At 43.7% G+C, this 25,435-nt stretch carries 19 protein-coding genes; 3 read left to right on the top strand and 16 right to left on the bottom strand.

The genetic code is table 11. From position 1 onward, the window contains the following. Positions 1-11 precede the first annotated feature (11 nt). The 16 genes from B153_RS0133980 to B153_RS36360 all read right to left on the bottom strand — a co-directional run bounded on the left by B153_RS0133980 (position 12) and on the right by B153_RS36360 (position 17,641). Positions 12-851, bottom strand: coding sequence for a glycosyltransferase family 2 protein (locus B153_RS0133980; protein ID WP_020601231.1), 840 nt, complete (start codon positions 849-851; stop codon positions 12-14). Then, on the bottom strand, positions 832-1,494 hold the full coding sequence (locus B153_RS0133975) for a CatB-related O-acetyltransferase (protein ID WP_020601230.1): 663 nt from the start codon (positions 1,492-1,494) through the stop codon (positions 832-834). The genes B153_RS0133980 and B153_RS0133975 overlap by 20 nt, the downstream gene beginning before the upstream one ends. A 23-nt stretch (positions 1,495-1,517) precedes the next feature. Beyond that, a complete protein-coding gene (locus tag B153_RS37070; RefSeq protein WP_020601229.1) occupies positions 1,518-2,657 on the bottom strand; it encodes a glycosyltransferase family protein in 1,140 nt (379 codons plus the stop codon). A 51-nt stretch (positions 2,658-2,708) separates the two neighbouring features. Then, a complete protein-coding gene (locus tag B153_RS36370) occupies positions 2,709-3,866 on the bottom strand; it encodes an N-acetyl sugar amidotransferase (RefSeq protein ID WP_063672891.1) in 1,158 nt (385 codons plus the stop codon). After that, the gene (locus B153_RS0133960) at positions 3,863-4,603 is read right to left on the bottom strand and encodes a HisA/HisF-related TIM barrel protein (protein ID WP_020601227.1); all 741 of its coding nucleotides are present in this window, start codon (positions 4,601-4,603) and stop codon (positions 3,863-3,865) included. The genes B153_RS36370 and B153_RS0133960 overlap by 4 nt, the downstream gene beginning before the upstream one ends. Beyond that, the gene (hisH, locus tag B153_RS0133955; RefSeq protein ID WP_020601226.1) at positions 4,593-5,240 is read right to left on the bottom strand and encodes an imidazole glycerol phosphate synthase subunit HisH; all 648 of its coding nucleotides are present in this window, start codon (positions 5,238-5,240) and stop codon (positions 4,593-4,595) included. Before hisH ends, B153_RS0133960 begins: the two co-directional genes overlap by 11 nt. Before the next feature lie 6 nt (positions 5,241-5,246). Then, entirely contained in the window at positions 5,247-6,527 is a 1,281-nt protein-coding gene (locus tag B153_RS0133950) for an ABC transporter ATP-binding protein (protein ID WP_020601225.1), read from the bottom strand. 21 nt (positions 6,528-6,548) lie between these two features. Continuing rightward, positions 6,549-7,298, bottom strand: coding sequence for an ABC transporter permease (locus B153_RS0133945; RefSeq protein WP_245564992.1), 750 nt, complete (start codon positions 7,296-7,298; stop codon positions 6,549-6,551). A 121-nt stretch (positions 7,299-7,419) separates the two neighbouring features. Further along, entirely contained in the window at positions 7,420-8,427 is a 1,008-nt protein-coding gene (locus B153_RS0133940) for an SDR family oxidoreductase (protein ID WP_020601223.1), read from the bottom strand. Between the two features lie 52 nt (positions 8,428-8,479). Next, a complete protein-coding gene (locus B153_RS0133935; protein ID WP_020601222.1) occupies positions 8,480-9,448 on the bottom strand; it encodes a Gfo/Idh/MocA family oxidoreductase in 969 nt (322 codons plus the stop codon). A gap of 192 nt (positions 9,449-9,640) precedes the next feature. Next, on the bottom strand, positions 9,641-10,216 hold the full coding sequence (locus B153_RS0133930; protein ID WP_020601221.1) for an acyltransferase: 576 nt from the start codon (positions 10,214-10,216) through the stop codon (positions 9,641-9,643). A 198-nt stretch (positions 10,217-10,414) separates the two neighbouring features. Further along, positions 10,415-11,572 (bottom strand): DegT/DnrJ/EryC1/StrS family aminotransferase, encoded by a 1,158-nt coding sequence (locus B153_RS0133925; protein ID WP_020601220.1) that lies wholly within the window; start codon positions 11,570-11,572, stop codon positions 10,415-10,417. A 221-nt stretch (positions 11,573-11,793) separates the two neighbouring features. Beyond that, positions 11,794-12,894 (bottom strand): sugar transferase, encoded by a 1,101-nt coding sequence (locus B153_RS36365; protein ID WP_020601219.1) that lies wholly within the window; start codon positions 12,892-12,894, stop codon positions 11,794-11,796. A gap of 98 nt (positions 12,895-12,992) precedes the next feature. Further along, complete coding sequence (locus B153_RS0133915) at positions 12,993-14,264, bottom strand: nucleotide sugar dehydrogenase (protein ID WP_020601218.1); 1,272 nt, start codon at positions 14,262-14,264, stop codon at positions 12,993-12,995. A gap of 42 nt (positions 14,265-14,306) precedes the next feature. Beyond that, complete coding sequence (locus B153_RS0133910; protein ID WP_020601217.1) at positions 14,307-16,682, bottom strand: GumC family protein; 2,376 nt, start codon at positions 16,680-16,682, stop codon at positions 14,307-14,309. A gap of 92 nt (positions 16,683-16,774) precedes the next feature. Further along, complete coding sequence (locus tag B153_RS36360) at positions 16,775-17,641, bottom strand: polysaccharide biosynthesis/export family protein (RefSeq protein WP_020601216.1); 867 nt, start codon at positions 17,639-17,641, stop codon at positions 16,775-16,777. 1,214 nt (positions 17,642-18,855) lie between these two features. Between B153_RS36360 and B153_RS36355 the strand changes: the two genes are divergently transcribed. From B153_RS36355 to B153_RS0133885, 3 genes are all read left to right on the top strand, one after another. Then, complete coding sequence (locus B153_RS36355) at positions 18,856-21,450, top strand: DUF5686 and carboxypeptidase-like regulatory domain-containing protein (protein WP_020601214.1); 2,595 nt, start codon at positions 18,856-18,858, stop codon at positions 21,448-21,450. A gap of 81 nt (positions 21,451-21,531) precedes the next feature. After that, entirely contained in the window at positions 21,532-23,469 is a 1,938-nt protein-coding gene (locus tag B153_RS0133890; RefSeq protein WP_026262660.1) for a tetratricopeptide repeat-containing sensor histidine kinase, read from the top strand. Between the two features lie 5 nt (positions 23,470-23,474). Beyond that, the gene (locus tag B153_RS0133885; RefSeq protein ID WP_020601212.1) at positions 23,475-25,421 is read left to right on the top strand and encodes a tetratricopeptide repeat-containing sensor histidine kinase; all 1,947 of its coding nucleotides are present in this window, start codon (positions 23,475-23,477) and stop codon (positions 25,419-25,421) included. The last annotated feature ends 14 nt before the right edge of the window (positions 25,422-25,435 follow it).

The raw sequence follows: 25,435 nt of genomic DNA, 5'->3' as shown, positions 1-25,435 counted from the left end.
AAATGATATTCTCAATAATATATCTTATTTTTTACTTTATTATAGTATCCAGCTAGTTTGTATAAAAACGAGATTAGCTTAAATAGTACTTTTTTAGATTTAACCCAATAAAGGGGAGCCATTTCTCTCTTCTTTTGCCATTGAGATTCATAATCAGGTACAAATTTTTGAAGTAAAGGTATACTCAAAACCTCTTGTACTTCTCTTTTATATTCTTCAGACTCACTATTTATAGAAGATACACCATTAAGGTCATAGTTACAAATAACAACTGAAAGCTTTCTAGTTGAGCAATTTTGTAGAATTATAGTACGTATCCAAAATTCCCAGTCTGAATTATAACGAAAATCTTCTCTATAAAGCCCATATAGATTAAACAAATACCTCTTAATAAAAGTTGCCTGATGAGAAATAGTAGCTCTATAATACGCTAAAAATGTGTGCACTTCGGGCGGATTCGTAACATGAATGACTTTATCATCTTTACTTATCACAGAACTTCCACATAAAAAATCCTCAGTGTGGTAGATAGAAAAAACATCTGAAAGAGTATTGGTAGTGTAAAGATAATCACCAGAGTTTAGAAAAAGGAGATACTCACCCTTGGCACTAAGAATGCCTTTATTCATAGCATGGTATATACCATTATCTTTTTCGCTTACCCAATAATGGATAGAGTTGCTATAATATTGAATTACGTCGATACTAGAATCTGTACTTCCACCGTCAATAATAATATATTCAAAATTTATAAAACTTTGTACTAAAACACTTTCAATAGTCTTTCGCAGACCTTCAGCATTATTTAGATTAACAGTAATTATAGAAAGACTATTGATCAAATTTTTCAATAAACTGATCTAGATCAAAAAAAAACTCCTCTATTTGTTTAAGTTTTTCAATTGAAAAATTCCACCATTGAATTTCTAACAAAGCTTTAATATGATCTTCACTAAATCTAAATTTAATAATATTAATGGGTACCCCTATAGCTATAGCATAGGGTGGAATATTTTTTGATACAACTGCTCCAGCACCAATTATAGCTCCATTCCCAATTGTAACACCATCAAGAATAGTTACATTAGCTCCAATAAAAACATCATTCTCAATTACAATTTTTTTCCTCTCTATAATTTTATCTCGTGGAGAAAGTGTCAGCCCGTTTTGTTTCTTAGTTGAATAAAACATAGGGGATGTGCTAATTCCATTAGTCGGATGTATCCCCCAACCACACACTAAATTAGGACCAATTGAACAAAACTTTCCAATTTCTGTATTTGAAATATATGAATTCCTATCTATATATGTGTAAGAACCTATAGTAACACTTTGTAAATTATATGGCGAATTTATTTTAACGTTTTCATCTATAGTACAAAAACCTTTATAATCTACAAATTCATTCCAATGTATATTTTTTTTTAAAATATTAATTTCTGGTATAATATATTTAATAAATCTGTAAAACCAAGCTCTTATCGTTTTTGCCATAACAAATTTATTCTTTTATAAAGCTATTTATATAGTTTTTTTAAAAATTCAAAAAGAACAGGCATGCGTTTTCTATAAGTATAATTCTCTAATGTTCTTTTCTGAGCAGCTAATGCCATATTCTCTCTATATTGATTATTCTTTATTAAAAATTTCGATTTGTCATATGCCTCTTCAAATGAGCTATACGTCATAACTTCTTTGTCTGGCTCAAATAACGTAGAGATATTGCTTTTCCAATCAGTTATCATACAGGAACCAATTCCAGTTATTTCATATAATCTAACATTAGCAGCAAATTTTATAAGATCACCATGCATATTTAAACAAACTTTAGATTCTTTTAAGAATTGATACATATCAAGTCCGTAAACAGGGCCTAGGTTCTTTTCCTGTATACGCCATAAAGCCCAATAGTTTGCAAAATCTCTATTCTTTATTAATCTTTTCAGCTGCCCTTTTGATATTAAACTGTTGTTAATTCCATAATTAAATTCTGATCTAATATTAACATCTGTCCGTGTAAGCAAATATTTTATCAATTTATATCTATCATCATGAATATTATTATAAATAGAACCTGTGAAACTTAAATTAAATTTTTTATTAGTTTTCTTAAGTCTACTTAATATCGAATCATCAAAACTAAAATCCAATGAATAAGTTAAAAATCCTTTTATATTATAATATTGGCTAATAAAGTCTGAACATGTTATTATTAAGTCATAACCTTTATATAATTTTTCATTCTCACGGTTCATCCCATCGTAACCAGCAATAATTATTTCATGCTTTACAGCTCTTCTAATTTCATATAGTAATTCACTGTTAAATAAATCTGGTGGATAAATAATACAAATATTAGGCTGAAAGGCTTTTATTTGGTCTATTAATATTTCTTGCTGCCACTTCTCACTATATTTTTTTTTTACATTCCAACTTTTCTGAAGGCTTTCAGAATTATGTACAGTTTCAAATATTTCTATATCTTCATCTAAATTATTTGTAGACCAAGAGAATATCCATGGAAATGCATCATCAATTAACTCTTTCTTCTGAATATTAAATGGTTCTATTTCTAATTTGCCTCTTTTTTGGTAAAAACTAGACAAATAGCTTTTATATGCCGGAAAAGCCTTAAAAATCTTTAATTTATTATTCATATATTAAGGATAGCTTTCAGCTTGATAGGAAAAATTGACATCGTTCTTTGCTTATGAAAATATTCTATATATTTTACCAAGAATAGCAGTTAGAATCTTTGTATCTTTTATCTTTAAAAATACTCTATCGGTTATATTGTTAACCGGCTGATTTGTAGAAAAATCAGCATGCTTATTTATAGGGCGTTCCATTATATCAGTAAACTGTTCTTCTGTTAACCCCAATTTTCTTATTACATATTTATATTCATATTCTTCTTCACTTAAAGAACTATATACGGTTTTGGACAAGATTTCTAAAGCCTGTTGTCTTTCTTTCTGTCCTGAGTTTATTAAATCTGATAAATGGGCTCTTCTTTTGTCGATTCCAAATTTTTTTGGTAAGTAATAGGATTGGTAAAATTTTGTAAAAATAGACTCTCCATGTTTAACAGGGTAGTTTTTCCATTTAAATTCATTGTACAATACTTTAGCTATTTCGTCGTAATTTGTTTCGGCATAATTTAATATATTAACTTGCTTTATACCTTTTATTTTAAAAAGTAACTGATCAAATGATGTATAGTTTGGAAAAGTTCTAAGTTCTTTCGTTCCATATTTTCTGTGAATAGCTTCTAAATTAGCTCTGTCCATTTTAGTATAATTCCAGCCCGTACCCATTGTTGTTTCAGTTTCAATATTAGTCCCATAAATTATGTATTTAATATTATACTTAATTGCTACTTTAGGTATTAATGAGAATATACCCATATCTGTTGGTATTTCTACATCTACAACAGATGCTTTAAAGTAAGACAATTGTAAATCTTTAAATTCTTCCCAATCAACAATGTAGTTGTAATAGTCAAACCCTGTATAATTAATAATATTTTCTATATTTTTTATTGCCAGTTCAGAATCCCAACCGTTATCAAAATGAACTATTAATGTTCGAAGCCCTAATTTTTTTGCTAAATAAATTACATATGAACTGTCCATTCCACCGCTAAGCCCTGCGATACAATCATATTTATTGCCTTTACCACTCAGCTTTATTTTATTAATTAAGTGAGCTATCTTCTCTTGCCTTTGGGCTTTGGGAATCACATTATTTGTAACTACTAAATCATAATTATGACAATGATTACATACACCATTATCATCAAATACTATATAATTATCTGAAGTATCCATTACACACTGATTACAAATTCTATAGTTATTATTCATTTCCAATCTTTTGGGTAAGTAATTAATACCGAGTTATGATTGCCTTTTAATACAAAATAAGTACCAACAGCTACTGCTGAAACATCTGCGAATTTAACTGCTTCTTCTATGTGTACACTATTACCAACCCCGCCAGACGCTATTATAGGAATTGATAAAGTATCTTTTACTTTTTTAATAGTTTCTAAATCTATCCCTGATCTTGTCCCATCTCTATCAATCGATGTTAGTATAAGCTCCCCAGCCCCCATGTCTTCAGCAATACGAACAAAATCAATTAATTCGTACCTAGTTTTTCTAGTTCCTGAATATGTGTACACAATATTCTTTCCAAAGAAATTTTTCCTATAGTCTAAGGCCACTACGATACTAGTCCTACCATATTCCTCACTTGCAAACTTAATAAATTGTGGGTCAGAAACTGCTTTAGTATTTAATATAACCTTTTCTGCACCTGCTCTTAAAACATCACGTATTGTATCTAAATTATTTATCCCACCTCCTATTGCAAATGGCATATAGCATTCTTCGGCAACTCGATTAATGAACTGAATATTAGGCTTCTTTTGCTCTAAAGTTGCATTTATATCAAACAAAACTAATTCATCTACTTCTTTTTCAGAAAAAATCCTTATAGCATTCTGTGGATCACCTAAATAGACATGGTTTTTAAAACGATGGCCTTTATAAAGGCCATCGTTTTTATATAATAATGTTGGAATAACTCTATAATGCATATTTTTCCATCTGAAAATTAATTGCTTTGACAAGCATTTCCATACCTTTTCTTTGGCTCTTTTCCGGATGGAATTGAAAGCCTAGAATATTATCATATAAAATAGAAGAACAGAATAAAGTATTTCCATAATTTGAAAAACTTAATACATTTTCTTCATGATTACACTTTACATAGTATGAATGTATAAAATAATATTCATGATTTATTTCATTGGAGGAATAAAAATTATTATTATGAGTTGGAATAATTTTATTCCAACCTATATGTGGCACTTTAATTCTTTTATCATTATATTTTAATAGCCTAGTTTCTGCACTAATCCATCCTAACCCTTCACAATTACCTTCTTCACTATAGTTTGAAAATAATTGCATTCCTAAACATATACCTATGATAGGGATTTTATCAAGTAAAGCCTTTTTATTTAATATATCAATTATGTTATTCCGTTTTAAATTATTCATTGCTGTTCTAAAATGACCAACACCTGGAATTAATAAAAAATTTGCATCCGAAAGTTTTGATATCTGATTTGTATACTGAGCTTTAAAGCCAAAATCTCCTAATTTTTTCACTAATACATTTAAGTTACCAGCGTCAAAATCTAAAATTGTTATTTCATTATTCCTTCTCATTTTATATTAGTTATTAATAATATTGATAGAATGATCAACAAAAAAGACTGAGCTATTCTCAACAAATCCTGATTTAAAGAAATCTCCATCTTCAACATTTAAAATTAAAACATTATCTATCCAATCAAATATTTCTATACTATTTGCAATAAATATTCTTATTGCATATTTACCAGGGTTCAACGGAAATTTATCAATTCTAAATTGTATTCTGGTTAACTCTGAATTTAAATAAATATTTTGCCCTAAAAAGCGATTACTTAATTGTATTATCCTATCTCCTCCAATATGGCAAATATTAACAGCTATTTCAATATTTTTCGATTTAGTTTCCATTAAATTACTTTTTACTGACAAGTCTAACAAAAATACTTCTCCGCAATCTATGTTAGTTGTTTTATAATTAAAACGATTCAATAAATTACAACTCATAACTTTTATTTTACCAGAACCTTTCCTATCACTTCTTAAGCTTAGGTCAATCTCACCTATTGATGCACTTTTATATTCATAAGTATTTACTACTTTAGATATTGAATCCCTCATTAAAACATTACCATTTTCTAAAAATAGGCCACTATTACATAGTTTTTTAATACTTATCATGTTGTGGCTAACAAATAAAACAGTACGCCCTTCGTTCTTACTAATTTCTTGCATTTTGCCGAGAGCTTTTTTCTGGAACTCATCATCCCCGACGGCCAATACTTCATCTACTATTAGAATTTCTGGGTCTAGGTGAGCTGCGACTGCAAATCCTAACCGCACTGTCATCCCACTTGAATACCTTTTAACTGGGGTATCTATATACCGTTCACAACCCGAGAAATCAATAATTTCATCTAGTTTTGACCGAATTTCACGTTTTGTCATGCCCAGGATGGCACCATTCAGAAATATATTCTCTCGCCCTGTTAAGTCAGGATGAAAGCCAGTTCCAACTTCCAGTAAACTTCCAATTCGGCCATTAAAGTCAATGCGTCCCGTGGTTGGCCCCGTAACTTTGGAAAGAATTTTTAGTAGTGTTGATTTACCTGCTCCATTTTTGCCAATAATACCCAGTACCTCGCCGGGCATTACCTCAAAATTAATGTCTCTTAGCGCCCACACATAGTCGCTATTCCCTTTACTACTCCGGTCGTTCGTTTCACCAATTTTCAGATATGGGTCTTCCTTACCCTGAATACGATGCCACCATCGTTGCACATCCTCCCGGATCGTTTTGGTCCCAATAGCGCCCAGGCGATACTGTTTGGATAGGTTTTCAACGCGAATAATCGGCTTCATACAGGCAATTTCAGGATAGGTTTACACCGTATCCATAAAGTTTTTCTCAGTTTTATTAAAGATAGCCAACCCAATCAAAAATACGATGACAGTAAATCCGATTGAATAGCTGAGTAGCGGCCATGAAAACGTACCCGCTCCGAAAAAACCATACTTAAATGTTTCGATCACGCCCGTCATGGGGTTAACCAGCATGATGGGTTTGTATTTAGCCGGTATAGCCGATAACGGAATGATCACCGGGGTAGCATACATTAGTAGTTGCACACCAAATTCGACCAGATACTGTAAATCCCGGTACCGGGTGGTCATGGCGGATACGAGCATACCGAGCCCTAGCCCCATAAAGCCCATTACAACGATCAGCAAGGGCAAGAGAAGTAGGGTGATACTGGGATGCAATGCTGTTCCTGTAATGACAAAAAAGATATAAATAAGCAGGAAGAGCACCATCCCAATCCCAAATTGGATTAGGTTACTGATCACAATAGATAAGGGAGTTACCGCTCTTGGAAAATACACTTTTCCAAACAGGTTCGCATTAGCAGTAAATGTGTTCGATGTTGCCCGCAGGCAGTTGGAAAAGTAATTCCAGGCTGTAACGCCTGCCAGGTAAAACAGAATGGGTGGTACGCCATCGGTCGACAGTCTAGCCATTCCACCAAAGACAATAGCCATTACCGCCGTCTGGAAAATTGGCTGGATAAAAAACCACACGGGCCCCAGAATGGTCTGCTTGTATTTGGCGACGAAATCTCTTCTTACAAACAAGACCAAAAGATCCCGATAATTCCAGATTTCTTGTAATCGTAAATCAAATAGCTTGTCTTTGGGTACTATAGAATTTTCGTATTCTGTTTTCTGGGCAACCATTTATAAAAAATACTATAGTTTAAAGTACCCCTTTACCAGCCTCTACCAATTTTGATTGTTGTTGCCAGTACCACTCCACGGTTTGTTTCAAGCCCGCTTCTACAGTATAGGCAGGCTCATAATGTAAATTACGCTTTGCTTTTTCAATGGAAGCAAATGAATGAGGAATATCTCCTAAACGATTACTTCCATGTATCACGCCAATATTGGCGATGGCGGCATCGTAATCAGCTAGTTGATTTTTGAGATGTCTCACTAACTCATTCAGTGTAATGCGCCCGCCATACGCTATGTTATAGATCGTATTTAAACTCTCCTGCTCACAAGTTAAAGCAAGAAGATTCGCTTGCACGACATTGGCCACGTATGTAAAATCCCGCGAATGTTCGCCGTCACCATTAATTACAGGTGCTTCATACTTCATCAACTGCGTAATAAATTTAGGTATCACGGCTGCATAGGGTCCGTTGGGGTCCTGTCTTTTCCCAAATACATTGAAATACCTCAATCCTATTGTATTGAACCCGTACGTTTTATGAAATACATCCGCATAAAGTTCATTAACATATTTCGTCACCGCGTAGGGTGATAGCGGCTTTCCAATTACGTCTTCTCTTTTAGGCATTACCGTCGAGTCGCCATAGGTTGATGAGCTACAGGCGTATACAAAACGCTTAGCTCCGGCGTCCTTCGCAGCTACCAGCATATTCAAAAAGCCTGTAACATTGACGGAGTTAGTCGCAATAGGATCAGCAATTGAGCGGGGCACTGATCCTAAAGCAGCCTGATGCAATACAAAATCAACCCCCTTGACAGCGTTTCGGCAATCAGCAAGGTTTCGAATATCCCCTTCAATGAGGCTGAAATCAGGATGGTTCAAAAACCCATCGATATTCTCTCGCTTACCTATAGAAAAATTATCCAGGCATATAACCTTATTGTCTTTCGCTAATAGGGCTTCACACAAGTTAGACCCAATAAAACCGGCTCCTCCTGTTACCAATATGGTTTTATATCGAATCATCATCAAAGTTGTTTGTCTACTGAATTTAGTTTACACGTATAAAGTCATTTAAACACTACTCATTAAGCAGGTCCAGGTGACTTAAAGTAGACTTAACTAAAGGATGATAATCACTCGTTTTTGCACTTAGTTTAGCATTCCGGATGTAGTGAACGATTTCGATGGAGGGATAAGCTTCCAGCAGGCCAAAGCCACTCCCGGACAGAATGTGCTCGTAGCTTCGGGTATGGAGATCGGTAAAGCCGTCACTGAACTCGATTTCTTCGCCTTCCATTTGCAGGGAACGGTAGGTTCGTTTACCCGCCAGTTTAACCGCTTCGGGCAGGGACTCATATTCGGTACTCAGAAACCAGCGCACATTGGCCCGTTCCAGTTCCAGAAATCCAGCGGCTGTATTCTCCTCGCGTACATGCACGACGTTTTTCTTCACTTTGCCAAAAATCCAGGTCAGCATATCGAAGAAGTGGACACCGATGTTGGTTGCCACACCACCCGATTTGGTGGTATCGCCTTTCCAACTGATGTTATACCATTTGCCCCGCGAGGTGATATAAGCCAAGTCTACATCATACACTTTATCGGCTGGGCTGTTGGCAATGCGGTTTTTCAGGGCTACGATACTGGGGTGCAACCGAAGTTGAAGGATGTTGTGGACCCGTTTACCCGTTTCTTTCTCCATTTCAGCCAGTCCGTCAATGTTCCAGGGATTCAGCACCAGCGGTTTTTCGCAGATCACATCGGCCCCACTTCGCAGTCCAAACCGAATGTGGGCGTCGTGCAGGTAGTTTGGGCTACAGATGCTGACGTACTGAATCGGATCGCCTTCCCGTCGTTTTTTGTCAACATGCCGGTCAAACCGCTCGAACTCCGTGAAGAAATCGGCTTCGGGAAAGAAGCTATCCATTACGCCCACCGAGTCGAACTTATCGAAGGCCGTTACGAGTCGGTTTCCGGTTTCTTTTATGGCTTTCAGGTGGCGGGGGGCTATAAAACCGGCAGCACCGATGAGGGCAAATGTTTTCATAGAGGAAGGAGCGGTAAGTAGACTGTAGAAGCTAAACTACTATGTTTTTGTCATCCCGAGGAACGAGGGACCTTCGGGTAAGGAGATAATTAATAGTGACCAAAGATCCCTCCTGCGTCGGGATGACAAAAACTGTCATTTCCAATAGATGCCAGGTAAAGTAGGGGCTTAAATCTGAGTATGCTTAAAACTCTATAGCCCTTTATGAATTGTACCGTCTACTAGTTGGTAGGTATCTCCACTTTCAGGGCATTGGGCTACCCCTTGCTCGTCGAAGGTGAGTCGATGACCGTATTCACTGATCCAGCCGAGTTGCCGGGCCGGGTTCCCGACTACCAGCGCATAAGGCGGAACAGATTTGGTGACTACTGCCCCCGCGCCAATAAAGGCATATTCACCAATGTCGTGCCCGCATACGATGGTGGCATTGGCACCGATACTGGCTCCTTTACCAACGTGCGTTTGCTGATACTGATCTTTTCGGACAATGGCGCTTCGGGGGTTAATCACATTCGTAAATACCATCGACGGCCCCAAAAACACATCATCAGCGCAGGTTACGCCCGTATAGATCGACACGTTGTTTTGGACCTTCACGTTATTGCCCAGCACGACCTGTGGGGAGATCACCACATTCTGGCCTATGTTACACCCATTCCCAATCACGCATCCGGGCATGATGTGCGAGAAATGCCAGATTTTCGTGCCCTCACCAATCTGACAGCCATCATCAACAATAGCCGAGGGATGTATAAAAACGGAGCTCAACGAATCAGGCGTATTTTAAGAATGTTTTTTTGTCATCCCGACGAAAGGAGGGATCTTCGGAAGGTTCCATTAAATAGTCTGTTTCCGAAGATTCCTCCTTTCGTCGGAATGACAAACAGTTTCTTCTTCTGTAGCTCAATCGTCCAGAATGCATTATCTGCTTCCTATCGGCGGAATGACAAATAGTTTCTTCCTTCCTCAAGCGAAATAGTCAATGACTGTTTCGGTGATATACGTGATCTGATCGTCCGACAATTCGGTATGCATCGGGAGGGAGATCACCCGTTGGCATAAATCCTGCGTTACCGATAAATCGCCCACCACGCGCCCGACGCCCTGATAGGCTTTCTGGGCGTTCAAAGGAATTGGGTAATAGATCATGCTGGGTATTTTCTTCTCGCTTAAATACGCTTTCAGCCCATCCCGCTTATTGGCTGGCACTTTCAGCGTGTATTGATGAAAGACGTGGGTTGAATCCGGGTTTCGGTATGGCGTCTGGATGGCCTCCACGTTCCGGAAGGCTTCGTCGTACCGACGGGCTACCTGCTGACGGGCTTGGGTATAACTGTCCAGATGCTTCAGTTTTTCGAGTAAAATAGCTGCCTGAATGGTGTCCAGGCGCGAATTCACACCAATCGTTTCGTGGACATACTTTCGGGCCTGTCCATGATTCCCGATCATCTTCACTTTATGCGCCAGTTCATCCTGATTGGTGTATACCGCTCCCCCATCGCCAAAACAGCCGAGGTTTTTGGAGGGGAAGAACGAAGTTGTACCCAGATCACCCATTGCGCCTGCGGCCTTTGTGGTTCCGTCCCGAAAGGTGTAGGTTGCTCCTACCGCCTGGGCTGTATCCTCGATTATGGCCAGCCCATGCTGCTGACAAACGGAGGTGATCTCCGCCATATCTGCACATTGTCCAAACAGGTGCACGGGTACTACCAGCCGGGTTCGTGGCGAAAGGGCCTTTTCGATACTTTCCCGCGTAAGGGTAAACGTGGCCGGGTCTACATCCACCATCACGGGTTTGAGGCCCAGTAAGGCGATGACTTCGGCCGTGGCTACGTAGGTAAAAGCGGGTACAATGACCTCATCGCCCGGTCGCAGGTCCAGCGCCATCATCCCCAGTTGAAGGGCGTCGGTTCCGTTGGCGCAGGAAATCACATGCTTCACATCCAGATACTGCGCCAGTCGCTGTTCAAAAGCCCCTACCTGCGGTCCTTTGATAAAGGCCGTCGTATCCAGACATTCCTGAATGGCCGCATCGATGGCGGGTTTGATTCTCAGATACTGATTCTTCAAATCAACCATCTGGATGGGGGCAACAATTCCGGGTAAAGGCAGAGCAGGAGTCATGCTGTTGCAAACTGTGTCGAAAGCCCTAAACCGTCTAAAGAAGTCATTACCCTCGCTCGAACTAAATACACTACCCTTTAAAGCTTTTGTTTTTTGTCATCCCGACGCAGGAGGGATCTCTGAGGAAGGAGATAGTAACTAGCCTCCGAAGATCCCTCCTACGTCGGGATGACAAAATTTAGATTATAATTAATAAGTCCCCTTCAGCGGCTTTAGGGGTCTTATTTGCTGCGCGCTTTATGAACGACGATATTTTTCAGGATCTTCAGCAAATAGGCCAGATCGGTTTGCCAGGGCGCTTTTTCGTAGGCTTCCAGATACGTCAGTTCCGACTGAACGATTTCCTCGAACGTATTGGGCATATCGGCATAAAACGGCGGTAGTAACCCCGGCTTATGCTTCTTCCGAATCTGTTGTACCTGAGTGGGATACAGGCTGAAATAATGCTCGCTGATGGGTCGAACCCCAATCAGTTTAATGTCGCCTTTCACCAGGTTATATAGCATGGGCAATTCGTCGAGCCAGTATTTCCGCAATACGCGCCCGCCCGTGCTTACCCGAAAGTCATTTTTAAACTTGCCGCCCGCATCCAGTCCATTGGTCCGATGCAGGTATTCCTGCACATACTCGGCATAGGGGTGCATGGAGCGGAATTTATAGACGGTGATCGGAACGCCCAGTTTGCCAACCCGCTGCATCCGAAACAGGAACCCTTCGTTGGAGGCTGGTTTATGCTGGCTGGGATTGACGCCCGTGTTCGCTTTGGCAATGATCAGCGTATCCTGAGCCGTTTCGACCAGCTTAACAATGTCAAATCCTTTGTAAATCAACCGACCGATGATTTCAGCTTTCGAGATGTCGACCGGGATGGCCAGCAACCGGCATAGTTTACGAAAGCCCTTGAGTTTCGGGAGTACCCGTCTGGATAAAAAATGGAAGGGGTAATAGAGCGTAAAGAAACCGTAGGAAATGCGCTGCTGAATGCTCGTTTTTATGTTTTCGGCCGTTACGATGCGAAATGCGAAATAGGTATTGTCGATTAGTTTGGTCCGAATGGTTTCGAAAACCTGGTTCGGGTCGTGGGCTTTCAGCAGTATGTCGTCAATGTATACATGAGCAACCGTCTGATCGAGCTTATGCTGGATAATGTCGTCTAAACGGGTACAATGCCAGGCCTCTTTCTGCGCAATGGTCAGTAAACCATCGGGCAGTTTCTGGTGGATGCTGTCGCGTCGGGGCGAGATGATGGCGGGCTGATCGAGCGGGCGGCTGGAATCACCGGCCAGTGAGCCTTCCTGAACGGTAAGTTGTGTGAGCGACATGGTAAAGGTTGATCAATAGGCGTTAGATAGGCGAAATGCATACTGCAGGAAAACGTTTCAAGACTATAGGTAAGGGGTTAACTGAGAAGCGGTTGTGCTTATAGCCGAATGTCGACCAGCTTCTTATCGAAGATGGATTTCACATCGAACACAATGGATTTCGCATCTCTTTTTAACCCGTCAATGTTCAATTCAAAAAACTGCCGGTGGGCCACTGCCAGAATAATCCCGTCGTATTGCTGCCCCTCTATCGTATCGGCCAGTTCTATACCATATTCCTCCTGCACATCCTGCGGAGAGGCCCAGGGATCGTAAACATCTACCCCAATCCCAAAATCGATAAGCTCGTGGTAAATATCGACTACCTTGGTATTGCGCGTATCGGGGCAGTTTTCCTTGAAAGTGACGCCCAGAATAAGTACCCGACTCGACTGAATCTGTAGCCCGTTGGCAATGAGTCGCTTCAGAATTTTCTTTGCGACAAACATGCCCATGCCGTCGTTCACCAGCCGACCAGACGCAATAACCTGGGGATAATAGCCAAGACTTTGGGCTTTATGCACTAAGTAATAGGGGTCAACGCCGATGCAATGCCCGCCGACCAGTCCCGGTTTAAATTTCAGGAAGTTCCATTTGGTACCAGCCGCATCCAGCACGTCGTTGGTATCGATGCCCATCCGGTCGAACATTAGCGCCAGTTCGTTCACAAACGAGATGTTGATGTCGCGCTGGGCATTTTCAATGGCTTTAGCAGCTTCGGCTACTTTAATCGACGGCGCCCGATAGGTGCCCGCTTCGATGATGGAGCCATACAAACGATCGACAAAATCGGCCGTTTCCTCGGTCGAACCCGACGTAATTTTCAGAATCCGGGTCAGTGTTCGCTCTTTATCGCCCGGATTGATCCGCTCGGGTGAGTAGCCACAGAAGAAGTCTTTGTTGTAGGTAAGTTTGCTGCACTTTTCCAGCACAGGCACGCAATCTTCTTCCGTACAGCCCGGATAAACCGTCGATTCGTAAATGACCGTATCGCCTTTTTTCAGAAGTTTCCCAACGGCCGCCGAGGCCTTTACTAAAAAGCTCAGATCGGGCTTTTTGAAGCTATCGATGGGGGTCGGTACGGTGACAATATAGACGGTGCAGGACCGTAATAGCTCGATATCGTGGGTGAACGTCAGATGCTTTGCCGAGCAGATTTCCTCTCTCGCTGTTTCCAGCGTGGCATCATACCCTTCGGCCAGTTGCCGAATCCGCTCTTTATTGACATCAAAGCCAAAAACCGGGTATTTTTTTCCGAATTCAACGGCTAAGGGCAGCCCTACATACCCTAATCCGATTACGCCAATCGAAACGGCTTCTGGTCGACTCATCATATAAGTATTTATAAAACGAACGGATGTGGATGATACTGCTTATACTTTCGACAGGAGTCGGTTGATCCAGCTCTTTTTCGAGGTTTCTTCACCATAATACGCCCCTTTTCCATAGCCGTACCCATACCCATACCCGTATCCATAGCCATAGTCGGAGGAGTTCTTGTAATTGACCGCGTTGAAGATGATATGAACTGTTTTAAACAGATTTCTATGCGCCAGTTCCTTGATGTTCGACAGGTAGAGTTTAGGCGTTTTTTCGTGGCGAACCAGGTAGAAGCATTCGTCTACGTACGGGGCGAGCAACGTAGCATCCGTAACCAGACCGAGTGGGGGCGTATCGATCATGATATAATCGAACGATTTGCGTAAGTCCTCAATTAGGTGTTTTAGGCGCCCATTGGCGATCAGTTCAGAGGGGTTTGGCGGGATCGGCCCACTGGGGATCATGTAGAGATTTTCAACCGAGGTCGAATGGATAATACTGTCAAGGCTCGTTTTACCAATTAGATAATTTGACATACCCATTTTATTGCTGACCTTCAGATATTCCTGGATCTTCGGTTTGCGTAGGTCTAATCCCAGAATGACCACTTTTTTGTTCAGTAGCGCCAGCGATGCGGCAATGTTGAGGGTCATAAAGCTTTTGCCTTCGCCACTGGTAGAGGAGGTCACCAGAATGGTGCTGCCGATATCGTCCTGCTTGTCCAGAAACAGGTACTGCATGTTGGACCGCAGCATGCGCAATTGCTCACTCACAAAGCTTCGACTCCGAATGTCGATGATTTCGCCCTGCTCTTCCTTGGGCAATAAACCCACTTCACCGAATACTTTCAGTCCCGTTTTCCGTTCAATTTCTTTCTTATTCTGAACCGTATTTGTCAAGGCTTCTTTCATGGCGATCAGACCGATGGGAATTCCTAAACCAAATAGAAGCGCCATCAGATAAATGTTCTTCCGAACGGGTCGGATAGGGCCACCCGTCGAAAAGGGCGCATCGACCACCCGGCTATCGGTAACCGTTGATGCATACGATAACGCCGTTTCCTCGCGGGTTTTCAGCAGCAGCAAGTAGAGATCTTCTTTGATATTCGCCTGGCGCTTGATCCCCACAAACTCCCGTTCTTTATGTGGAATGGATGCAATAGCTCCTTCCAGCCGATTGTTCAATTCCAGCAGGCTTCGCTTGGAGACATTCAGGCTATTCCGTCGGTTGCCCAGGTTTTCCTTGATCGCCTGCTTCACGTTCTTCATCTGGTTGTTCAGCGTTTCCAGATAGGGGTTTCCCGGCTGAACCGATTGCGCCAGCTTACTCCGCTCAATTTCCAGCTGCGATAGTTGATCGATGTAGGACGTCAGGACGGGGTCAGTAAAGCCCATCATTGTAGCCGGGGCCACAATACCCACCTGCGAACTATTGAGGTAGTCCTCGATGCCATCCAGCACTTTCAACTGAATATCCAGTTCATTCAGCTTGGAATCGTTTTCCTCTACTTTTCCTAAAAACAGGTTGGCTTCGGAACTTAGATCAGTCACGCCTTTGGTCCGGCGGTAGTTTTCTACGTTCTGTTCAACCCCACCCAGTTCGGCCGTGACCAGCTTCAGCCGTTCCTCAATGAACCGCAGGGTGTTGGTGGCTTCCCGGTTTTTGTCTTCAAGCGAGGTAAAGGCATATTCATTCAACAACTTTGTCAGAATGTCTTTTCCTTTCTCAGGTACAGCCGTTTCGAGGCCCAGCGAGATCAGGCTGCTTTTCGGGTTTAGCAAGGCGATCTGTAGCCCACCGATCAACCCTTCCACCAACCCATCCCGGCTTTGGAAAACTACTTTTACGGGGGTCGGGAAGGTACTGTTCACACTATCCCGATCAAAGATCCGGAACTTTCCGTATTTGGACTTTACCTGCTGGCTGTAGTAGTACGTTCCGAGTTCATTCTGATCACCATCCAACAACTGGTACTTGCTGTCGGGGCCTATTTTAATGTAGAGTGGATTGCTGTAAGCGTAATCGGTAATCTCCGTCGCATTCAGGGTAATCGGACTTTCGTTGTAGAGTTCACGGTCCCGAGTCTTGGTTTCTTTCCAATAGGATACGATCAGATTCAGGTCGTCGACGACTTTCCGGATCAATGCCCTCGACTTTAAAACTTCGATTTCGTTCTCGACCAGTTTACTCTGCCCATCCATGTCCAGTTTTTCGAGAACTTCGGTATTCATCTTCTTCTCGTCCTTGATGAGAAGCGTGGCATTCACCTGGTAAATGGGCGTATAGCGTTTTAAATACACGTAAGCGTATACAAAGCTGATAACCAGCGCGATCACAATCCAGTACCAATACCGGAGGTACTTAAATACGTACCCCAGAATATCGGTATCCTCTTCCTGTTCTTCGCTAAATAGTTGTTCGCTGCTCATAGGTATTCCAATAGGAGTAGGCAAGGGGTTTGATACACATCACAGATTGTTTGGGGGAATAGATGACTTAGTTCGATTGCTATCAGTGGGGCTTAAAGTCTGGAAAGCAGTACAATAAGCGAAAAGGTTGTTGTCAGGAAGCTTAAGATAAGCGGGGCACGTTGAAAAAAGGCGCTGTTCTTAATCTGCTCCTGTGGCGGCAAAGGCAATACTTTATCTTTTGTCGGTTCTACGTAGATAATGTCATCATGTCGGACATAGAAGTACGGTGAAGTAAACACTTCCCGATTACGCAGACTGACCATTCCTATCTCCCGTCTGCCGTTCACGGAGCGAATGACTTTGATGCTATCTCGTTTCGCGTATTCAGATAAATCCCCGGCTACGGTGATGGCATCGATCAGCGTAGTGTGGTCATTGAGTAGATTAAAAATACCCACATTCTTCACCTCACCCAGCACGGTGAATTTATGGTTCATAAACCGGATGTTCACCGCCGGGTCTTTCAAGGTTTTCTCCACCTCCACCCGCACTTTCTCTTCGGCCTGCTGGATGGTCAATCCATCCAGCCGAACTTTACCGATGAGCGGGATAGCCACGTTGCCTAACGAATCGACCGGATAGCCAATTGGTTGAGTACTCCCCCCCCCGCTAGAGCCCCCTCCCCCCGGTGAAAAGCTGGCGAGCGGCAATGAACTGATGTTGTAAAAGTTCATGATCTCGTTCGATTCCTTGTTCAGGCTGCTGACAATAATGCCCAGAATATCACCCTTTTGTATTCTGGAGATCTGCGGAGCAATGGTCTCTATACTGGTCGGAAACCGGGGGTCATTACTTTGGAAATATTCGAACTTGGGGGCTGGAGGCTTGATCGTCGCGCAGGACGACAGAAAAAAAATAATTGAGCAGCAAACAATGATCGTATGGATTAGTCTTCCATAAAAAGCAACACGCATCATGTAAGGGAAAGGGGATGGAGAGGCAACGCTACGTTGTTTCGAAGAACCTCCCAGATTAACTAATTCTTACGGCTTCGCCCGTTCAGTCCCATTTGATCTGGGCTTAGCACAAAAATCGACCTACCTGTATTCGCAACAGGTTTCAGTTCTCCAATAAAGCTCGTGGTTAACCTTCAGATCTGTTGAAGCTCAAAAGGGGTCGAGCAGATGGTATGGTATCGATTGGGTTCTGAACAGCGATTACTTTCTACGAGAAAACACCCTTCTGGTATCCATTACCCGAATTATTGTTGTTGAGTAAGCTGTGGGTCTTATCCTCCTGAACACTCTTCTTCCACAGCTAATTAATGCACGCTGAGTAAACTAAAAAATCGATTAAATATAACATGGTGGCGCATAGACAATTGCTGATGAAAATCATACGAACTTTTGATTAAATGCAACATAGAATAGGCAGCAATCCCCATCCTATCTGTATCAATCCATTCGTCCGTATTGCTATCAAATTGACTAATAAAAGAGCCTAAAAGGCAATTTATGAACAAAAAACATATTCGACTTCGGTATATCCACTATCAAAAAATTAGTAACGTTAAAAATGACGGCGACACCAAAGCTAATCGAATAAAATTAAAAAAACATACGTTCCACACGTATTTTTTATCCAAATTCCAAGGTAATTCATCCAGATTAGTATACGTTATTCTGAACTTTAGCACCTTCCAGAGTCCTTTCTGATCACATATTTAGTAATACCTGACAAAATGTGATAACAAATAAAATCATTATGTTACCATTATCTCGCCAGCATAAACACTAAAGTAAACTTTTTAGTACTTATGCTTCTACTCACAAGCAAATTAAATCATTTTAATTTTAAAATTGGATAAATAAATCATTATTTTTTCAAGTATTTATACTAGAAAGCGTCAAAAAATCAGTAAACAACTAACAATCTGCTACTTATTTACGAGAAGTCACAAGAAAAGGTTGCTTTGTGCTAATTTTTAAAATTTCAACACAACTTTTCTCTAGACCAAATCAAAATTAAGAGCCATTGCGTCTTCTAGATTTCCGGGCCGACTGACTAATTTATATGTGCAATTCATACAGCTTTTTCACCATTTGACTGGTTAAATTCTCCTGTTCATGTTCCAACTGTTTTCCGGTGTAGCCTGATTGCCAGAGCTTTGCCGAGCAGAACAGTAAACAACATGAAAACGAAGCCATCTCCTCACCTTACAATCCGAACGGGGCACTACGGCATCCCGTCTATACCCATATTCATTAACTTGATTCCATCCACTAATCGGCTCTGGTTTTGGGTCGTGCTGATCGTGAGTTCACCTGCTATAGCCCAGACCACTACACCCACACTAATTTCTGGACATGTAATCGATGCAGTTACCCGGCAGGGGATTCCATTCGCATCGGTAGCTGTGAAGGGAAGAGCCGTGGGTACGCAGGCCGATCTGGAAGGGACGTTCCACCTGTCGCTGCGGCAACCCGCCGATTCGCTTCTTCTGTCGGCGCTGGGGTATCAGACCAGGACGGTTGCTATTTCGGGTCGTGAGCTTCAGATTGAACTGGTGCCTGGTGCCGCGCAGTTGGCTGAGGTTGTGGTCCGTGCAGGCGAAAATCCGGCCTTTCGGGTTCTTAGAGCTATACAGGCTCACCGAAAGCAAAATGATTTCAGCCAGTTGAGTGGCTATGACTACGAAGCCTATAGCCAGTTGGCCATTCGCCTGAACAACCTGGATGAGCGCTTTCGGCAACGGAAGCCCATTCGCGCTGTTCTGCAGGCATTGGAGCAGAAACAACAGGAAAAATCACGCCAGGAACTCCCTGTTTTTTTGTCAGAAACCGTTTCGCATATCTATGCCCGTCAACAGCCTCAGCATCTGAAAGAGCTTATCCAAAAGACAAACATCAGCAGTGTGGGCATCACCGACGACAGCTATGTTTCTCAGTTTACCGGAGCTGGTTTCAACACACTCAATTTTTATAAGAATCAGGTGAGCCTGTTCAAAAAAGAATTTCTTTCTCCGTTGGCTATTGGCGGGCGAACGGCCTATTCCTATTTTCTGGCTGATACCAGTCAGGTCGGTGATCATACCTGCTACGGAATTGAGTTTGACCCTAAAAATGAACGTGATCTTGTTTTTCGGGGCAAGATGTGGATTGATACGGCCAGCTATGCCCTGGTTCGAATCGAAGCGCATGTCGGCTCCGTCGCGAATATTAATTTTATCAATCAGATCGATATTGATCAAACATATATGACGGTTTCGGATTCCGTCACAGCCTGGCTCCCCGAAACCACTCACTTGACGGTTCAGGTGGGCGAATTCGTACCGCATACGTTCAGCGCTACGGTTGATTACCTCACCAGTGTTCGGCAGCCAGTGGTCGGGAAACCTAAACCCGTCGATTTTTTTACGGTCGATGTCGAGTTAGCTGACGATCGTTCCCAGTTTCCGGCTGATTACTGGTCTGCCCAGCGTGAACAGTCGGCGTCATCCGTAACGTTCGACCAAACAAGGGCCCTACTCGATACCGTCCGTAATTTGCCCGTTGTCAGAACGTATATGAAAGTTGGGCAGTTTCTGCTGAACGGTGGTTACCTGCCTCTTTTTCGAGGTGTCGATTTAGGCTCCGTTTATTCGCTCTGGGCGTACAATCCCATTGAAGGGAATCGCCTGCGGGTTGGGTTGCAGACCAACAACGCCTTTAGTCACCACTGGCAATTGTCGGCCTATGGGGCTTATGGAACCCGCGATAAAGTCTGGAAAACCGGCTGGGAAGTTAACTTCATTCCTTCGCGCCAGCCCTTAACTCTGCTCTCTCTGAAACACAGCTATGAGTTGGAACGGCTGGGCTACCGACAGGAAGATATTGCCGACAACTCGTTTTTTCGAATCACCAGCCGCTTTGGTGCATACCGACAGGCCTATTATCAGCACGAAACAGCCCTGACAGCCCAACGTGATCTGGGTCCCGATTTTACCCAAACGGCTGGCATCCGCACGCGTTCCATGAATCTTTTGTTCCCATTCGCTGTAAATCAAGCGACTGAATCGCCTTATCCGCAAACAACCTCTTCGGCCCTGCAAAGCCGGGAGTTTTTTCTGGAAACCCGCTATGCGCCAGGCCGATTGCCAAACCGTCGGGTAACGGGTCGGCGGATTCGTCGACGGACCACCGAAACGGCTCCCGTTGTTACCCTGCGCTATACCCTGGGGACTTCGTCGGTACAGGGGAACCGCATCGGTACCTATCATAAATGGCAATTGCAATGGGATCATGCGCTCCGCTGGGGCTTGTGGGGCAAAACTCAGTACACGGTTCGGGCGGGGTATAGCCCTTCACGCCTACCCTACCCGTTGCTGGAAATGCATCTGGGGAATCAAACCCCATTTTACAACCGCAATGCGTTCAACTTGATGAACTATGCCGAATTCACCAGCGATCGGTATGTTTCGCTGGCTGTTGAGCACAAATTTGATGGCTTACTGACGAACCGGCTGCCTGTGGTCCGGCGCTGGGGCTGGCGTTCGTTCGTGACGGGCAAACTGTTGTGGGGCCACTTAAGCAACGAGAACCGGACCCTCATGGCCACGCACGATGCAACGGGCAAACCAATTCCACCGATTCGGTCATTGGGCTCAGTGCCTTATGCAGAGGTGGGTTATGGCGTTGAAAACGTCTTTAAAGTACTCCGTATCGAAGCGCTCCACCGCCTGACTTACCGGAACCAGCCAGCCGCTACGCCCTTTGCCGTGAAAGTATCGATGCAGGTAAGTCTTTAAACATTAGAACCTTTTGCTAAAGACATTATAAAGTAGTCAATATTTGATTGATATTTATAGGATTATCGATAACTCGTTATCATGAAATCCTGCTCCTGCCGAATTTCCCTTATCCTTATTGTGACCCTGCTTACTCTTTATCAGCTAAAGGCACAAGTTCCCCAAACGCTCGATTCTGTTCGCCTTTACCTTAAATCGCATACGGTTCAGGACACCAGTTATGTCATAGCCCTCAATGTTCTGGGCCGCGAACTCCATTCAAGTACCCATCCTGAATATGCCGCTGCCGACTCCGTTCTGCAACTTTCCGAAAAACTGGCGCTCAAACTTCAGTATGGCCTGGGTCTGGCAAAAGCATATACAAACCGGGCGTCGATCTATTACCTGACCGATCACCCGCAACTGGCCCTAACCTATTTTCAGAAAGCCCTGGCGGCTTCTGAAAGCTATACACTCAGTCCCCGCTTCCGCTGCGGAGCCATGGCTAACGTAGCGGCTGCTTTCGAAAAACTTGGCCTGTTTGGGAAAGCGGTGGCTATTGGACTTCAGTCCCTTCGCGTTCAGGAGCAATACAACATCCAACCCCGCATTGCTACTACGTACGGCGGTATTGGCAACGCGCTCCGAGCCATGAAGAAATACCCGGAAGCGCTTACCTACTACCGGCAGGGACTAGCCCTGGCAAAAGCCGAGCATAATCCCAGAGGGATGTCCATTACGGAAAACAATATGGGAATCTGCTATGACGAGCTAAAGCGATACGACCAGTCGATCCCCATCTATAAAAAAGCCCTGCAACACGCGCGTGAGGTAAAATTTGATCTGCTTCAGGCCGATATTCTGGTCAACATCGGGCTCGCTCTGAATGCCTCCGGTCATTCGAAGGAGGCTATTCCTTACGTAGAACAATCACTGGCTATTGGTCGAAGTCAGAACCATAAAGAGAGTATGGCTACAGCATATTTCAACCTGGGCCGTATTTATGAAGACCTGAAACAGGACAAACCTGCCGAGGTCAATCTGAAAAAAGCCCTGACGCTGGCGACCGAACGGGGCGATAAAGAGCAGATTGCCAACTATACCCAGGCACTGGCCGATCTGTACGGAGGTCAGAAAAATTTCCAGCAGGCCTACGTGTTCCAACTCGAAAAGAACAAACAGATCGATTCAGCTACGACTATTCGGACCAGTACCGAAGTTCAACGGCTGGTGGCTGGCTACGAGACCGAGAAAAAAGAAGCCCAGATCAAACTCCTCCGACAGCAGGCTCAACTCCGGGATGAAGAACTGGCCCGGCAACGATTGCAGCGAAATGCGCTGCTGGTAGGTGGACTGTTGCTGCTGCTACTGGGGGCATCCGTCAGTGGCTGGCTGCTCAACCGTTCCAAACTCAAACGACTTCAGGAAGCTCAGACGTTGCGAAAACAGATTGCGCATGATCTTCACGACGAAGTGGGCAGTACCCTGTCCAGCATCTCCCTGCTAAGCGGTCATACCAACGAGCTACTCAGCCAGAATCGACCCGAGTCGGCCCAGAAGATGGTGCAGAAAATCTACACCGATGCTCGCCAGATTCTGGAATCCATCGACGAAATCATCTGGACCATTAATCCCGGCAACGATTCCTTACAACGCATCGCATTGCGTTTGCAGGCGTACGCGCAGCCTCTGATGGAATCAAAACACATCGCTTTCAACTTTATCGGCGACGCTTCGCTGGATCAGCTTCCGGTCTCAATGGAAGTCCGCCGAAACCTGTATCTGATTGGCAAAGAAGCCATTAACAACCTGATTAAGTATTCAGAGGCTACCCAGGCTACGCTGCGGTTCGAACGCAAAGGACATGAACTGCAAGTGGTTATCGAAGATAATGGCAAAGGCTTTACCCCAGCTTTGCAAAGCCAGCGCACGGGGCAGACCAGTATGCGCCAACGGGCCGAAGCCATGGGAGGCACGCTGGCCATCCATTCCGTTCCAGAAAAAGGGACAAGCCTTATTGTAACCACCTCATTAAGTTAAAACGAATGTTTTCCTTTCTAACAAACCCGCTTAAGCATTCGTGTTCATTGCTGTCAGTGATTTTGAGTCTGATCCTGGCTGGTATTAGCCCCGTTCTGGCCCAGGTTCCGAAATCACTGGATTCGCTGGAAACCTATGTGCGCACGCATACGCCAACGGATACCAACTATGTGATCGCCTTAAATGAATTAGGGAATCAGCTTACTCGAAAAAAAGCCGACTATGACCGGGCCGACTCAGTCCTGCATCTGGCCGAATCGATAGCCCGACGGCTGAACTTCGGTCGGGGTATGTACCGAGCGAATACCAATATGGGCTCCAATTATTACCTGTCGAACAGGCCCCAGCAAACTCTTGAATCGCTTCGGAAAGCCCACACCATTGCCGAAGCGTATAAACTCGATACCCGTACGATAGCAAGAGCCCTGACCAACCTAGGAACCGCCTACCGCAACGCGCACCAATTCGAAAAATCAATCGAGGTCTACCTGCGTTCGCTCCGTATGCAGGAGCAGTACAATCTGCAACCCCGGAATGAAGATACCTATAATGGGATTGGCCTGGCGTTGAAAGACATGCACCGAACCCAGGAAGCGATCAGCTATTTTAAACAGGCACTGACGCTAAACCAGGCCTTGAAAAATGCGTATGGCATAGCCATTTGCGAACAAAATATTGGCAAATGCTACGACGATCTGGAGCAACCAGCGAAAGCACTAAGCTACTACAAATCAGCTCGTAGCCACGCCAGAGAAGCAGAATCCGAACTCCTTCAATCCGATATTCTGGTCAATACGGGGCTGGCTTTACGAAAAGCCAAACGGTTCGACGAAGCCCGACAGGCCATCGAACAGGCACTGGTTATTTCCAGAAAGCAGGAAAATCAATCCGCTATGGCTACCGATTATTTCAATCTGGGCCAGGTGTATGAAGAGCAGAAAGACTACAAGCTGGCTGAGCGCTACATGAAACAGGCGCTTTCGCTAGCCAATGCGCTGGACGATAAACCCAAGATTGCCATCTATACGCAGGGGCTGGCCAATCTGTATGGCGGTATGAAAGACTTTCAGCAAGCGTACGTTTACCAACTCGAACGCAATCAGGAAATTGACTCCACCACAACCGTTCGGACCAATGCCGAAGTACAGCGATTAATTACCAAATACGAAACCGAAAAAAAAGAAGCCCAGATTAAACTGCTTCGCCAGGAAGCCCAACTACGCCAGCAGGAAACCCAACGGACCCGGCTGCTGCTCATTGGTAGTGTGCTCTTGCTGCTACTTGTGGGTGTAGCCAGCGCCTGGTTGCTCAACCGTTCTAAACTCCGTCGGCTGGAAGAAGCGCACAGGCTGCGCCAGCAGATTGCCCACGACCTCCACGACGAAGTAGGCAGCACCCTTTCCAGTATCTCCATGCTCAGTGGGCATACCGACACCCTGCTCAGCCAGAACAAACCCGAGTCGGCTCAGAAAATGGTGCAGAAGATTTATACCGATGCCCGCCAGATTCTGGAATCAGTCGATGAGATTATCTGGACCATCAATCCCGGCAACGACTCGCTCCACCGCATTGCTCTACGTCTTCAGGAATACGCCCAGCCTTTGATGGAAGCCAAGGGCATCCGATTCCACTTTACCGTCGACCCTGCATTGGCTAACTTTCTGGTATCGATGGAGAAACGTCGAAATTTATATTTGATTGGAAAAGAAGGCATTACTAATTTGATAAAATATTCGCAAGCCAGCGAAGCCAGCGTTCGGTTTGAACAGAAAGATCAGCAAGTACGGGTGCTGATTGAGGATAATGGACAGGGCTTTGTACAGGCTCAATACAGTTTACGCACCGGACAGACTAGTATGCAGCAGCGGGCCAAAGCGATGGGCGGATCGCTGGAGGTGCGTTCAGCCCCTAAGCAGGGTACCCGTTTGGTAGTAACAACCTTTATTAACTAATACACATGCATCCA

Origin of the sequence: Spirosoma panaciterrae DSM 21099 (genome assembly GCF_000374025.1) — a bacterium.
Classification (GTDB): Bacteria; Bacteroidota; Bacteroidia; order Cytophagales; family Spirosomataceae; genus Spirosoma; species Spirosoma panaciterrae.
Note: the sequence above shows the minus strand (reverse complement) of the source record. Positions and strands in the feature narration are given on the sequence as shown.